This is a genomic window from Variovorax sp. GW822-FHT04A09, from assembly GCF_058801005.1.
In genome coordinates this window covers 531,380-545,221 of record NZ_JBXAMV010000001.1, presented here as the reverse complement: position 1 = coordinate 545,221, position 13,842 = coordinate 531,380, and the positions used below count along the sequence as shown (strand labels likewise).

General features: G+C 66.5%; 13 protein-coding genes and 2 tRNA genes. 8 read left to right on the top strand and 7 right to left on the bottom strand.

Annotation, left to right across the window (positions count from 1 at the left end):
- Positions 1 to 3: 3 nt before the first annotated feature.
- The 4 genes from AC1RLW_RS02340 to AC1RLW_RS02325 form a co-directional block, all read right to left on the bottom strand.
- Positions 4 to 855, bottom strand: a complete 852-nt coding sequence (locus AC1RLW_RS02340) for a hypothetical protein (protein ID WP_493192111.1) — start codon at positions 853 to 855, stop codon at positions 4 to 6.
- A 228-nt stretch (positions 856 to 1,083) separates the two neighbouring features.
- A complete protein-coding gene (locus AC1RLW_RS02335; protein ID WP_062473174.1) occupies positions 1,084 to 1,545 on the bottom strand; it encodes a SixA phosphatase family protein in 462 nt (153 codons plus the stop codon).
- A gap of 31 nt (positions 1,546 to 1,576) precedes the next feature.
- Positions 1,577 to 3,904, bottom strand: a complete 2,328-nt coding sequence (ppk1, locus tag AC1RLW_RS02330) for a polyphosphate kinase 1 (protein ID WP_493192110.1) — start codon at positions 3,902 to 3,904, stop codon at positions 1,577 to 1,579.
- Positions 3,901 to 4,818, bottom strand: a complete 918-nt coding sequence (locus AC1RLW_RS02325) for a GNAT family N-acetyltransferase (RefSeq protein ID WP_493192109.1) — start codon at positions 4,816 to 4,818, stop codon at positions 3,901 to 3,903. Before AC1RLW_RS02325 ends, ppk1 begins: the two co-directional genes overlap by 4 nt.
- A 158-nt stretch (positions 4,819 to 4,976) precedes the next feature.
- On the opposite strand from AC1RLW_RS02325, the gene AC1RLW_RS02320 reads away from it, so the two are divergent.
- The 6 genes from AC1RLW_RS02320 (at position 4,977) to AC1RLW_RS02295 (ending at position 9,013) form a co-directional block, all read left to right on the top strand.
- Positions 4,977 to 6,653: an FAD-dependent oxidoreductase gene (locus tag AC1RLW_RS02320; RefSeq protein WP_493192108.1), complete on the top strand. Its 1,677-nt coding sequence runs from the start codon at positions 4,977 to 4,979 to the stop codon at positions 6,651 to 6,653.
- Between the two features lie 26 nt (positions 6,654 to 6,679).
- Positions 6,680 to 6,943 carry a UBP-type zinc finger domain-containing protein gene (locus AC1RLW_RS02315; protein WP_493192107.1) on the top strand — a complete coding sequence of 88 codons (264 nt, stop codon included), beginning with the start codon at positions 6,680 to 6,682 and terminating at the stop codon, positions 6,941 to 6,943.
- 101 nt (positions 6,944 to 7,044) lie between these two features.
- Positions 7,045 to 7,749, top strand: a complete 705-nt coding sequence (locus AC1RLW_RS02310) for a glutathione binding-like protein (protein WP_095745562.1) — start codon at positions 7,045 to 7,047, stop codon at positions 7,747 to 7,749.
- A gap of 35 nt (positions 7,750 to 7,784) precedes the next feature.
- A tRNA-Pro gene (locus AC1RLW_RS02305) sits at positions 7,785 to 7,861 on the top strand.
- A gap of 330 nt (positions 7,862 to 8,191) precedes the next feature.
- Positions 8,192 to 8,377, top strand: coding sequence for a hypothetical protein (locus AC1RLW_RS02300; RefSeq protein ID WP_139140528.1), 186 nt, complete (start codon positions 8,192 to 8,194; stop codon positions 8,375 to 8,377).
- Between the two features lie 559 nt (positions 8,378 to 8,936).
- Positions 8,937 to 9,013, top strand: a tRNA-Arg gene (locus AC1RLW_RS02295).
- Positions 9,014 to 9,176: 163 nt separating this feature from the next.
- Here the strand turns inward: AC1RLW_RS02295 and AC1RLW_RS02290 are convergent.
- Positions 9,177 to 10,178, bottom strand: a complete 1,002-nt coding sequence (locus AC1RLW_RS02290) for a methyltransferase domain-containing protein (protein WP_493192106.1) — start codon at positions 10,176 to 10,178, stop codon at positions 9,177 to 9,179.
- A 366-nt stretch (positions 10,179 to 10,544) separates the two neighbouring features.
- Between AC1RLW_RS02290 and AC1RLW_RS02285 the strand changes: the two genes are divergently transcribed.
- Complete coding sequence (locus AC1RLW_RS02285; RefSeq protein ID WP_493192105.1) at positions 10,545 to 12,155, top strand: MORN repeat-containing protein; 1,611 nt, start codon at positions 10,545 to 10,547, stop codon at positions 12,153 to 12,155.
- A gap of 106 nt (positions 12,156 to 12,261) precedes the next feature.
- On the opposite strand, the gene AC1RLW_RS02280 is transcribed toward AC1RLW_RS02285, so the two are convergent.
- Together AC1RLW_RS02280 and AC1RLW_RS02275 are read right to left on the bottom strand one after the other, a co-directional pair.
- Positions 12,262 to 12,633 (bottom strand): hypothetical protein, encoded by a 372-nt coding sequence (locus AC1RLW_RS02280; protein WP_157755098.1) that lies wholly within the window; start codon positions 12,631 to 12,633, stop codon positions 12,262 to 12,264.
- Positions 12,634 to 12,641: 8 nt separating this feature from the next.
- Entirely contained in the window at positions 12,642 to 13,085 is a 444-nt protein-coding gene (locus tag AC1RLW_RS02275; protein WP_493192104.1) for a hypothetical protein, read from the bottom strand.
- A gap of 224 nt (positions 13,086 to 13,309) precedes the next feature.
- On the opposite strand from AC1RLW_RS02275, the gene AC1RLW_RS02270 reads away from it, so the two are divergent.
- Positions 13,310 to 13,708, top strand: a complete 399-nt coding sequence (locus AC1RLW_RS02270; RefSeq protein WP_493192103.1) for a hypothetical protein — start codon at positions 13,310 to 13,312, stop codon at positions 13,706 to 13,708.
- The last annotated feature ends 134 nt before the right edge of the window (positions 13,709 to 13,842 follow it).

Here is a 13,842-nt window from a genome sequence, read left to right as displayed (position 1 = left end):
GTTTCACTTCGTGTCGATGCCGGCCGTCTGCGTGACTGCCGCAGCGCTGGCCTTGCGCGGCTCGTCTTCCCCGAACAGGCTGACATAGGCCGGCTGCACGATCTGGTCAAGCCCGCGCTTCAACCCTTCGCGAGCGCCTGCGGTGTCCTTGAGCAGGCCGTCGTACAGGAGATAGGTCGGCTCGCTCACGTCGGCGACCTGCAACGTCTGGCCCACGACGGACTGCTTCTCGTCCCTGAGCAACTGCTCCACCCAGACGTACGGCTTGAAGCTCGATGTCGCATCGGCCGCGCCATAAGACGTCGTGATCCGCAAGATCAATGTGCTGTAGCCGGGCGTCGGCTGGAGTTCCTGCACCTGCATCTGCGCGTGCTCTCCGGTCGCGCGGAAGAAAGGCGTCAGCTTCACCTCGCGGCCACTGTCCCGCAGGCGCGCCGCCAGTCGCTCTGCGAACTGCCTGTTCAGCCCCATGGTCACGCCGCTGTTCTTCACCGCGGCCGTGAACTCCTTGCTGCGCTGGTCGGTCCGGGCGGCCATCGTCAGTCGGCTGTTGGTATCGACGGAGATGGCCACCAGCGCGGCGAGGGGTCCCAGAAACCCTGCGAAGCCCGTCAGCCCCGACCCGCCGCCATCCGTGACGATCAGTTGGTCTTCCTGGTTGTAGATGAGCTCGACCTTCTCGATCGACCGGGCGATATCGTGACGGGTCGGCGGCGCAGGCGCGGCGGTGTTCGTCGCGCACCCCGACAGCAGGGCTGCGGCAACCAGCAGAAAAATCAGCGCCTTCAACCGCATGTCCGCGTCTGCACGCAGCATGTTCATGAAGCTTCCTGGCAGTGTGTTGAGCGGTTTCATGCGTCTTCCCCAGTGATGTGGTCGACCGGCACCGCTTCTTTCCCGCATCGGCGTCAAAAGCACGCTGCCGTGGAGTCACACTGTAGAAATTGCGCCGCGCGCGCGCATGAGTGCTTCGCCCCTTTTTCCGGGAGACAAGCGCCCTGCCAGCTCTGCCCGCAACCGTGACAAAGCGCCTGTCCGCAAGCGCCAGGCAGGGGTATTCGCAGCGGAGGACCGCTGTAGCAGCTAGAGAAGCTCGGGCGCCTGCACCGTCACCACGACGGTCTGCACGTCGCCGTCGCGCTCGCGGGTGCGGATCCACCACAGCGAGCCCTTGCGCACCGGGCAGCTGTCCTGCTTCAGGCCGAGCAGCATCGAGATGGCCTGGCCCAGCGAGGGCTGGTGGCCGATCACCAGCACCACCGACTTGCCGTTGGGCCAGCCTGTGGCGGCCAGCAGCGCGTCGGGGGTGGTGTCGGGCGACAGCTCGGAGCGCAGCTTGTACTTGCGGCCCAGCGCGAGCGCGGTCTGCTCGCAGCGGCGCGCCGGGCTGCACACGATGCGCGTGCCGTCGGGCAGTTGCCGGTCGAGCCAGGTGGCCATGCGCTTGGCCTGCTTTTCGCCGCGCGGGGTGAGCGAGCGCTGCATGTCGTCACACCCTTCGGTCCAGTCCTCGGCTTCGGCGTGACGCCAGAAGATCAAGTCCATGCTCATCGTCTTTCGAACTTCTTCTTCAATTTCAATTGCCGGACGCATCACGGTGGTTTCCTCGTGATGCATAGCGGCCCATCAAGGCGGCCTGGGCGCCATGCGCTTCGATCGCGGGGGACGCACCCGCCTCGCCGGGGTGCGTGTCATGGTCGACACGCCGGTAGATGCCGTCGCCGCCCAGGTCCCAGGCGTCGCGCCCATCGTGCAGGTAAGCCACCAGGCACTCGTCGATGAGGCGCTGGCGCAGGTTCGGGTCGGTCACGGGCCAGGCCAGCTCGATGCGCCGCATCATGTTGCGGTTCATCCAGTCGGCGCTCGACAGGTACAGCGACTCGTCCTCGCCATGGCGGAAATAGAACACCCGCGAATGCTCGAGAAAGCGACCGATCACCGAGCGCACGCGCACGTTGTCGGTGAGCCCCGGCACCTGCGCCGGCAGCGTGCAGGCGCCGCGCACGATGAGGTCGATCTTCACGCCCTTCTGCCCCGCGCGGATGAGCGCGCCGATGATCTCCTCGTCGGTCAGCGCGTTCATCTTGGCGACGATGCGCGTGGGCTCGCCGCTGGCGGCGGCCTGTCCGAGCGCATCGATGCGCGCGACCAGGTTCTTGTGCAGGTCGAAGGGCGCGAGCCACATGCGGTTGAGCTTGGGCAGGCGGCTCTGGCTGGCCATGTGCACGAACACAGCCTCCATGTCGGCGGTGAGCGCCGGGTCGGCCGTGAGGTGGCTGATGTCGGTGTACAGCCGTGCCGTGCGCGGGTTGTAGTTGCCGGTGGACAGGTGGCCGTAGCGGCGCAGCTGCTTGCCCTCGCGGCGCGTCACCAGCAGCATCTTGGCGTGGGTCTTCAGGCCCACCACGCCGTACACCACCTGCGCACCGATCGACTCGAGCATCTCGGCCCAGTTGATGTTGGCCTCTTCGTCGAAGCGCGCCTTCAGCTCGACCACCACCGTCACTTCCTTGCCGCGGCGCACGGCTTCGCGCAGCAGGTCCATGAGCTCGGAGTCGGCGCCGGTGCGGTAGATGGTTTGCTTGATCGCCAGCACCTGCGGGTCGAGCACGGACTCGCGCAGGAACGCGAGCACGCCGTCGAAGCTCTCGAAGGGCTGGTGGATCAGCACGTCGCCGCGCTGCAGCCGCTCGAAGAACGACTGGGCGGGCGACAGCGTGACGGGGAACGACGGCGCGTAAGGCGGAAAGCGCAGTTGCGGCTCGCCGATCAGGTCGATGAGCTGCGTGAGCCGCGCCAGGTTCACCGGCCCGTGCACGCGGTACAGCGCCTGCGGCGGCAGGTTGAACTGCGCCAGCAGGAAGCTCGCGAGCGATTCGGCGCAGCTGGCCGACACCTCCAGCCGCACGGCCTGGCCGTAGTGGCGGTGCTGCAGGCCCTGGCGCAGCGCGGTGCGCAGGTTCTTGACGTCTTCCTCGTCGACCGCGAGGTCGGAATGGCGCGTGACGCGGAACTGCGAGAAGTCGCCCACCTCGCGGCCCGGGAACATGCTGGCCAGGTGGGCGCGCACCACGCTCGACAGCGCCACGAACAGCGTCTTGCCGTCCGACACCTTGGCCGGCATCTTGATCAGGCGCGGCAGCACGCGCGGCAGCTTGACGATCTGGATCGGGTTCTCGCGGCCGAAGGCGTCCTTGCCGCCCAGGCGCACGATGAAGTTCAGCGACTTGTTCGCCACCTGCGGGAACGGGTGCGCCGGGTCGAGCCCCACGGGGATCAGCAGCGGGCGCACTTCGCGCTCGAAATACTCGCTGACCCACTTGCGCTGGGCCGGGTTGCGTTCGCCGTGCGACACGATGTGGATGCCGTGCGTGGCAAACGTCGGCATCAGCTCGTCGTTGTACAGCGCGTACTGGCGCGCCACGAGCGCATGGGCCGCTTCGGACAGGCGTTCGAAAGACTCGACCGTGTAGGTGCCCTTGCGATCGCCGGCGCTGCCCGCGCTCAGGTGCGGCGCGGCACGGACTTCGAAGAACTCGTCGAGGTTCGACGACACGATGCACAGGTAGCGCAGCCGTTCGATCAGCGGCACTTCGGGCCGGTGGGCCCAGTCGAGCACGCGCTCGTTGAACGAGAGGATGCTGTGGTCGCGGTCCAGCAACGCGAACGAAGGCGCTTCGCCGGCACGCGACGGGTCAGCGGAGAGGGAGGGCATGGGCACGGATTCTGGAGCAAGCGGCACGGGAGAACACGACGGCTGAAATATGACAGTGTCAACTTCGTCCGTGACAGTTCCATGACATTCGCGTGACGCACCCTGTCCCACAGAGAGCGAACCTGACACATTCGGCGACAGCGAAGCAGCGTGCGGCCCGGCGTCGGGCCGGATGGCCGCCGGCTTCATGCGCCGAGGAAGTGCTTGCGGTAGCGCGCCGGCAGGTCGTCGATGCGCATCAGCATCGGCAGGTCGGCGGTGTTGAAGTCCGGGTCCCAGGCCGGCGCGCCGAGCACCTTGGCGCCCAGGCGCAGGTAGCCCTTGATGAGCGCGGGCGGTTCCACGTCGAGCGCGCTGTCGAGCCGCTCGACCGGCAGCGGCAGGCGCGGCTGCACCTGGTATTGAATCGGCGCGAGGTGGCTGGCCGAGAGCTGGCGCCAGATGCTGGCGGCCGCGTCGCCGCTGGTCACGCCGTTGTGCGACATCGGAATGCTCGCGCAGCCGATCATGGTGTCGAGCTTGTTGCGGTGCATGAAGCCGGCCAGCGCGCCCCAGAGCGCGAGGATCACGCCGCCCTGGCGGTGCTCGGCGTGCACGCAGCTGCGGCCCAGTTCGACCATGCGCTCGCGCAGGTCGCGCAGGCGGGTCAGGTCGAATTCGGTGTCGCTGTAGGTGCTGCCGACGCGGCGCGCCTGCGCGGGGGTCAGCACGCGGTAGGTGCCGATGACCTGGCCGGTGAGTTCGTCGCGCACCAGCAGGTGTTCGCAGAAGTCGTCGAACAGGTCGATGTCGTGGCCGGCCAGCGGCGTGGTCAGGCGTGCGCCCATCTCGCCGACGAACACGTCGTGACGCAGGCGTTGCGCGGCGCGCACGTCATCCAGATGACGCGCCCAGCTCACCGTGATGCCCGGCTTGGCCTCGACGACCGGCGGCACGATGACGGCCAGCGGCGCCTCGGGCACCGCCGTGCGGGTGGCCAGTGCGGCGACGGTGGCGGCCGCAGCAGCAACAACGGCGGGGGTTCCGGCAGCGGGTGCGGGCCACAAGGCTGCGCGCAGTCCGAGCTGCGAGAGCGGAAACGTCGGGTTCGGCAGTTCTTTCATGGGAAATCCCTTTCTGCTGACCGAGTCTGGACACGCGCAATGAAACCGGCATGTCAGCGGCGTGGCAGACACATGACGTTGTTACAACGCGCGCCATGCCCGCTTCAGGGCCGCTTCGGCGTCTAATGCGGGGCATTCGCGACACGGAGTTCGACCCCATGGCCACCGACGCACCAGGCGCCAACAGCCGCCTGCACCAGACTTTCCCTGTCCTCAGTGACGCCGAGATGGCACGCATCGCCAGCTTCGGCAGCGTGCAGCGCTTTGCGCGCGGCGAGCGACTGTTCACCGCCGGCGAGACCGGGGCCGGCATGTTCGTGCTGCTCAAGGGCGTGGTTGCCGTCACGCAGCGCGACGGCCTGGGCCATGTGGTGCCGATCGCACGCCAGGGGCCGGGCGAATTTCTTGCCGAGGTCGGCCAGCTGAGCGGGCGCCCTGCCCTGGTCGACGGCCATGCCGACGAAGAAGTCGAGGCGCTGGTCGTGCCGCCGGACCGCCTGCGCGCGCTGCTGGTGGCCGAGGCCGACCTGGGCGAGCGCATCACCCGCGCGCTGATCCTGCGGCGCGTGGCGCTCATCGAATCCGGTGCGGCGGGGCCGGTGCTGATCGGGCGGCCCGATTCGCCCGAAATGGCGCGGCTGGAGAACTTCCTGCGCCGCAACGGCCATCCTTATCACTTGGTCGACGCGGCCGCCGACCCCGATGCCGCCGCGTTGCTCGCCCAGTACGGCCCCGACCAGTTGCTCGCCGTGTGCCCCGACGGCTCGGTGCTGGTCAACCCGAGCGACGAGGGCCTGGCGCGCTGCCTCGGCATGGTCGACACCGCGGCGCGCGACGATCTGTACGACGTGGCCGTGGTCGGTGCCGGGCCGGCGGGCCTCGCGACCGCCGTGTATGCGGCCTCCGAAGGGCTGCGCGTGATCGTGCTCGACTGCCGCGCCTTCGGCGGACAGGCCGGCGCCAGCGCGCGCATCGAGAACTACCTGGGCTTTCCGACCGGCATCTCGGGGCAGGCGCTGGCGGGCCGCGCGTTCGTGCAGGCGCAGAAGTTCGGCGTCGAGATGCTGATCCCGGCGCAGGTGGCAGCGCTCGACTGCTCGCGCGAGAACGCGCGGGAGAGCCTGGCACTGAAGCTCACCGACGGCCGCACGATCAGCGCACGCACCGTAGTCATTGCGAGCGGCGCGCGCTACCGCCGCCCCGGCGTGCCGCGCCTGGCCGAATTCGAAGGCCGCGGCATCTGGTACTGGGCCTCGGCCATCGAAGCCAAGATCTGCGCGCAGCAGGAAGTGGCGCTGGTGGGCGGCGGCAACTCGGCCGGCCAGGCGGCGGTGTTCCTGTCGCGCCATGCGGCCAAGGTCAACGTGCTGGTGCGCGGGCCGTCGCTGGCGGCCAGCATGTCGCGCTACCTCATCGACCGCATCGAGGCCACGCCCAACATCTCGCTGCAGCCGCACACCGAGCTCGTGCGGCTGCACGGCGCGCCCGAAGAAGGCCTGACCGGCGCCACCTGGCGCTGCCACACCTCGGGCCAGGAGCACGACTGCCCCGCGCGCAACATCTTCCTGTTCGTCGGCGCGGAGCCCGAGACGTCGTGGCTCGAGGGCTGCGGCGTGTCGGTCGACAAGCACGGCTTCGTGCTGACCGGCCCGGCCGCGAGCAGCGGCTTTCCGGCACGCCCCGCCACGGCCCTCGAATCGAGCGTGTCGGGCGTGTTCGCGGTGGGCGATGTGCGCTCGGGCTCGGTCAAGCGCGTGGGCGGCGCGATCGGCGAAGGCGCCGCGGTGGTGGCGCTCATTCACCAGCATTTGTCGTCGGCCTCGGCCGTGGCCTGAACCTTTCTTCTTGTCCCGAGACAGCCATGCCCATCCACGCCTGCGAACACGTTCCTGCCGATGTCGCGCAACCGCACACGCCCCACGGCTGCGAAGACTGCCTGAAGACCGGCGACACCTGGGTGCACTTGCGCCTGTGCGTGCACTGCGGCCATGTGGGCTGCTGCGACTCGTCGAAGAACCGCCACGCCACGAAACACGCGCGGGCCGAAGGGCATCCGGTGATCCAGTCGATCGAGCCCGGCGAGCACTGGATGTGGTGCAACGCGCACGAGCGGCAGGTGGGGTGACCAGCGGCTGAGCGGCCAATGCCCGCACCCGCACGCGTCCGGATGCGCGTGTATATGCTGCCGTTCTCCCGTCACAACCCTCTCACTCCGGAGCCCGCGACATGCCCGCATCGCCCATCGAGGTCTATTCCTGGCCCACGCCGAACGGCCACAAGATTCACATCATGCTCGAGGAGTGCGGCCTGCCGTACCACGCGCACCCGGTGAACATCGGCACGGGCGACCAGTTCGCCCCCGAGTTCCTGAAGATCAGCCCGAACAACAAGATCCCCGCCATCACCGACCCCGACGGACCGGACGGCCAGCCGATCTCGCTGTTCGAATCGGGCGCCATCCTCGTGTACCTCGCGGGCAAGACCGGCAAGTTCCTGCCCACGGGCGACCGCGAGCGCTACGACGTGCTGCAGTGGCTCATGTTCCAGATGGGCGGCGTCGGTCCGATGCTGGGTCAGGCGCACCACTTCCGCATCTACGCGCCCGAGAAGATCGCTTATGCCGTCGACCGCTACACCAACGAGGCCCGGCGCCTGTACGGCGTGATCGACCGGCAGCTGTCCAAGCACAAGTTCATCGCCGGCACGAGCTATTCGATTGCCGACATCGCCATCTTCCCGTGGCTGCGCAGCTGGGAGAACCAGGGCATCACCCTCACCGACTACCCGCACCTGAAGGCCTGGTTCGACGGCATCGCCGCGCGCCCCGCCGTGCAGCGCGGTGTGAAAGTGCTGGCCGACCTGCGCCGTCCCATCACCGATGACAAGGCGCGCGAGATCCTTTTTGGCAAGACGCAGTACGAGAAGCGCTGAGCGGCCTCTTATTCGGGCTAGAATGGAAGGCTTGGCGGGGTGTAGCGCAGCCTGGTAGCGCATCTGGTTTGGGACCAGAGGGTCGAAGGTTCGAATCCTTTCGCCCCGACCAAAAGAAAAGTGAAAGCCTGCAACGATGAAAGTCGTTGCAGGCTTTTTTCTTTTCCGGGCCGCTCGCGATCGCCGCGAATCTCACGCCCCTTTAGACGTTTCGTAGCACGACCCACGGTTTTCCGTACATCAGGCAACGCCGCTGCCTTGTTGTTACACCCTCAAGACAACCTTTTTCTTAAGGAACTACCCGCGAGGCCCTCGGCGCTCACGCAGAATCAAGCCAATCGTGATCGTGTTTACAAAGTAAGCGGAATCGCGTTTACAAAGCCGAAGAGCTGAGTCAGGGATGGACGTCGCAACAGAACCCTCACCCCTGGACCCTTTTCCGATGCTGAATTACTTTTCCCGCTGTTCTTGCGGCCTCAGGCATCTCGCACGCATCGAGCGCCGGCCATGGATGCGACTCTTCTCGAGCCTGCGCTTCTACCAATGCAGCGCCTGCGGAAAGAAGCAACTGGCGTCCGAACGCGCGGTGAACGACGCGGTCTGGAAGTACCGCTCGGAAAACGTCTGACGCCCTCTCCGCCCACGCGATCCACAGAGGCATCGGGCGGGCGAAACGCCGTCCTTAGCAATCTGTTGCGCGTGCTGCCCTTTCGCTGCATGCCCTGCGCCCCCACAGAATCGAACGCGGGTGCTTCACGGTTGCGCAAACCGCGAAGCAGCGTCGGGGAAAGAGTGTCGACACCTTCCCGGTTTGAACTCTTCTGTGATGCTGCTGAATCTGTTTCTCCGATGTTCCTGCGGCCTGGCCGGCCTTCGCCGCATCGAGCGGCGAACCTGGATGAGGATGCTGCCGGCCCTCAGGTTCTACCGGTGCAGCACCTGCGGCAAGAAGCAGCTCGTGTCGAAGCAGGCCGCTGAGACCGCCAGGGTGTCGTCCCGCGCCGACCCCGCCCTTTCGCCCTCTCAACGACCGCCGCCGAAGGCGTCGTGCATGGAGGGATGTAGGTAGAATCCGCGCTTCCCCGGTCAGAGGCAGAAGCGTCCAGACCGTTGATTTTTCGGGTCTGTTGCCGCACCGCTTGCGGCCCGAGGACCGAAGGCTCCCGCCCTCGCTTCTCGACCGGAATCTGCCCGTAGCTCAGTTGGATAGAGCACCTGCCTTCTAAGCAGGTTGTCGGGGGTTCGATCCCCTCCGGGCAGGCCATTTCTTGGCTCCGCGTTCCCCCACAAAGAGCCGGAAACAGCCGTTTCTCCTCCGTAGAAGCCGGCGTTCTTGCGCCACGAGCAACGGTGGCCGCCGACCCTGCTCACCCTTTCCCTTGGTCGCTGCGGCGGATGCCCGTACCTGCTTGGTGGTAAGCGCCAGATCAGCGACCGCGCCGCAGGGCGTGCACGACTGAACGCATGGGCGCAGTGACCTTCCAGGAGTTCGAATCCTTCAAGGCCTTGATGGTTGCCTTCAGGTTTGCCACCTGTGCCTGGAGCGCCTCGATCTCGGCATCTCGCGAAGCCATTGCCCGTTCCAGAGCCGCAGGCTCCGCCTTCTCCACGGCATCGCGCTCCACATCAACGAACATCGCTTGCCAGCTCGCGGCCGCCTCTGCGGCATTCGCACCTGGTTGGGCGTGCACGATGAATTCGTTCTGGTGGTATTCGGTCGGGAACTGTCGGGTGCACTTGAACGAGTGGTAGCCCAGTTCGGCCATCCGCCCCATGAGCTGGGCGAATGACGACGGGGTGAACACCCAGCAGTGCACATCACGGTACGTCTGGTTCTCCAGCACGTCGCGCGCCAGCATCTCGATGTCGGCCGGCGGATGCAGCAATGCCAGGCGCGAGCGGTCGAGCGTTCCGTCCCAGACGTGCCACGTATCGACCTCGGCAACGTTCGCCACGTCATCGATCACCTGCCGGATCTGAGGAATACGCGCGCCAACGAGATAGGCGGACAGGACATCGGCCAGCACGGTTTCGGTTCGCAGCAGGTCGAAGGTGTAGCGCCTGTCTGGGATCGCCAAGCGCAGGCTTCCCGTGGGCTTCAGCACCGCCTCGATTTCCTTCAGCCAGGCGATGAGGTTGGGAACATGCTCGATGACGTGCGAGGCGACAAGGAAATCCACGGGAGCCACGGAGGCTGCGATCTCCGGTAGTCCCTTCTCGCCCCAGACTCCACCGACATGAACAAGGTTGTCCACGTTGACCTGCGGATCGTCGCCGTACTTCTCGCGCAAGGCTGGCGTGTCTACGTGGTCAACATAGAACACCCCGGGCGATTCCCGCGGAATGATGGGCTTGTCCAGTGCTCCGATCTCGATCCCCGCCGCAGCCTGAAGATCGATCCCCTCAAGTAGTTTTTCGATGCGAGTCATCGCGCCAGTATTGCACGGTCCTCGGCCCTGACCGAAGCCAGGATCGAGGCCCAATTCAGGGCGGCTCAGGCTCTGTGGCGTCGGCCCAGCGACCAACTTCCCGCAGCCGATCAAGAACGGCGCACTGGCGACGTGACGACCTGGTTGCGCCCCCTTCAACCTCCTCCGGACACCATTTCCCCTCTGTCGTCCGCGTCCTGATCGCATGTCGGGAAGCCCTGCGCCCCACCGCGGCGCCGGCATGCGCCTCTCGTATCGCCGCCAGACGACACGACCCACCGGTTCCCGTGGACTCCCACAAAAGCGGTATTTGGTTTGCAGATCGCTCCGCTAGATTCGGCCGATCACAAGACCGAGGAGAACGTCATGACGATGGCGACCACCGCACGAGAAACAGCGCCCGTTTCCAACTCCATGCGCAAAGGGCGCCAGCGCCCCAGGCAGGCAATCCAGCTCCCGCACCCTTTCCTGTCGGCACTCATCCTCAGCGCCTGTGTGCTCGCGGTCCCCATGGCAGCGCGGGCCCAGGTCAATCCCGAGATCGCGAATTGCCTCGAGCTCAAGGACGAAGCCACGGTCACCCAGGCCGACCTTTGCTCGGCCCACATCGGTTGCCGTTTCGTGCTGAGCGCGCAGAAGACCTGCGCACGCGCCAAGGGCTATCTCGAGCGGCTGCAGACGGCCATCGGCGAAGGCACGCGCAACTTCTTCGGCTTCTATCGCAAGGAGGTCACGCCCGATGCGATGTTCACCGCGGTGCTCGGCGGCGATGACCGCGAGAACGAGCGCAAGCTCGGCGGCCTGGCGCAGCCGCAGCGCCTGTCGCAGGAGATCGGGGCACGCGTGCGCGAGGTGGGCACTGGCGACATGCTGTCAGGCAAGAGCAACGGTGACACGACCTGGGTCTACTACGGGCAAGTCAAGGACGGCAAGGCAGACGGCACCGGCACACGCATCTTTTCCGATGGCGAGATCCAGCGCGGACAGTTCAACGCCAATCGCGTGCATGGCGCCGCCGACATGCTGTACGCCCCCAATGGCAATCGCTACGTGGGAGAGGTGGCCAGCGACAACCGCGAAGGACAAGGCGTGCAGGCGCTCAGGGACGGATCGACGCGGTCAGGCACATGGAGCAAGAACGCATCCTTCCAGGGTACTTTTTCGCGCGCCGACGGCACACGTTTCGAAGGAAGCATGAGCACCAACTGGCGCACACAAGGACGTGAGTACCGCGCCGATGGCACGCTGGCCGAAGAAGGCCGCTACGAGAACGGCAAGCTGTCGGTGGGCACGCAGTACGACGTGGCCGGTGTCCGCACCGAGGTCAATCTGCCGGCCGCGCGCGAGGCCGCCACCCGCGAGGCCGCCGAGAAGACCAGGCTCGCAGCAGAGGCCGAGAAGCAACGCAAGCGCGAAGAGGCTGCACGCGCCGAGCAGCAGTTCCAGTCCAGCCTGCAGACGATGAACCCAGGCCAGCTCTTCGCCCGCGCCGACGAGCTGAACGCCCAGGGCGACCGCGCCCGCGCGCGCGAAGTGCAGCGCACCTTGATGAGCCGCTTCCCCGACCATCCGCTGGCGGCCACGACGGCGCGGCAGATGACGGGTGAGTCGGGTGGCAGCACGGCCGCGGGCGGAGGTTCGTCGCCAGGGGGCACGGCCAACGCGGCCAGCCGCCCTGTCGGAACGCGCCTTTCCAGCCAGACCTGCGAAGCCATGAAGCAGTCGGTCATCGCGACGAAGGTCGCCCCCAATGCCTCGATCACCGCCAGCCAGGAAACGGTGATGTTCATGACAAAGACGGTGCTGGACATGATCGCCGCCAACTGCCCTACCGAGCCCGGCGTGACACCCGCCCAGATCGCTGCGGAACGCCAGACGCGCCAACAGCAGTACGCCGCCGCCGAGAACGCCTGCAATGCAGTGCAATCCGGCGGGCGCCGGTGCGTTGCGCAGAATCATTTCGGACCCGGCCGTTGAGGCCCTTGGCCTCTGGCCGTCCGAGCAAGGGAAGGACCACCTGACAACGAATCGTCGCTGAAAGAATGGCACGGGCAGCGGACGCCGACCCTGGCCGCTTGCGCCTTCAGCGTGTCTTGCCACGCAGCCTGGTGGTCAAGGTGTACCAGCCGTGCTTCATGATGAGCAGCGACAGCACCCCCAGCACCACCGGGACGATGATGTATTCGGCCATCGAAGGCAGGTCCGTCATGGCCGTTCGCGACTTCTTGATCGTGTCCCAGACAGCGAAGGCGCCCATGGCGAAGCCCCCCAGGAGACTGAAGACCGCATCCGTGAGGAAACCGAACCAGGCCGCGAACCTGGACAGCGGCACGGCGCCCGGCCAGTCCAACGCCAGCCACACAAGGCCCAGCACGAGCAAGGCGACCATGGCCACGAACCAGGCCACGAGCCCGTAGACAAGCAAGGGCACCATCGAGAAAAAGGCTGCGGACATGGCGGCCATCAGTGCCTGTCGGCGACAGCGGCCTGTGCACGCGCGGACAACGGCACGCCCGGCGGCAGCAGCGCCAACGCCTGCGCCCCGCGCGCCGCAGTGCCCACATTGGCCACGAAGGTCCGCCGCGCGTCGTGGAACTCGAAGATCAGGTTGAAGGTGCCATAGGCCTCGCGCACGTCGACCTGGCGGATGTCCGCGAAAGGCCGCTCGCGCTGGCGCAGCACGCGATACACCAGCTGCTCGCTTTCGATACGGAAGACAGGGTTCAGGCTGTTGGTCGCCAGCGCCACCCACGGCAGGCCGCGCAGGCCGGTGAAGGTGGCCACGACGGGCACCGCGCCGCCCTTGATCGCAAGGGGCGCAGCGCCCGCCCGGGGCGCCTTGGGCGTGCGAAGCTTCTTCCAGAGCCAGTAGAGGAACCAGAACGACAGCCCTTGGAGGACGATCACTCCGACGGTCCCCAGGACGGTCATCCAATCCATCTGCACGTCGCCTTCCGCTGTGACACCGCCTGGGCCCTCCCCGGCAAGGCGCCATTAAAGCAGAGGGCTCCATGCGCCAGATGCGCGCCGTCTGTCATTTGAATTCTGGATTCAATACTGTACATTTAAACAGTATTCTCAAGGAATCCACATGCCGAAGAACGCATCCCAGTCCAACGCGTGGGTGAACCATGACCCAAGCTGAACTCTTCTTCCCCCGGCCGGCAACGCCGCCCTCGCCCCTCTTCAACTTCCACGAGCCCGCCGCTGCGGCCACGCTCGAAGAGAACGAAGACGAACCGCGTGACGCCTTTTCCGCCAAGCTGATCGACTACCCCCATTCGTCGGCCGATGCGGTCAGGGTCGCGGAGCAACGCTTCCGGCGCGAACTCGAAAAGCAGCTGGGCGCCGACGTGCTGCCAGCAATGCGCGCGTTCCAGAACGCCAGCGAGTCGAGCGACACCGACCTCACCAAGCGCGAGATCGCGCTGGCCGCGCGCTGGGTCAAGGCCTACGACGCTGCGCGCACGGCAGGCTTTCGCGACTTGGGCGACACGGACGAGGCGTACTTCGAAGTCAAGGCGATCTAGCACCCTGGCGAGGGCTCGTACCAGTTTTCGGTGATGGCTCCCTCGAGGGCAAAAAGACACACTCCGTCGCGTTTGTCTTGTTTGCTTTCACAGGGGAAGAGTCCATGCCGATCCACGTCCACATCCATGGTGTC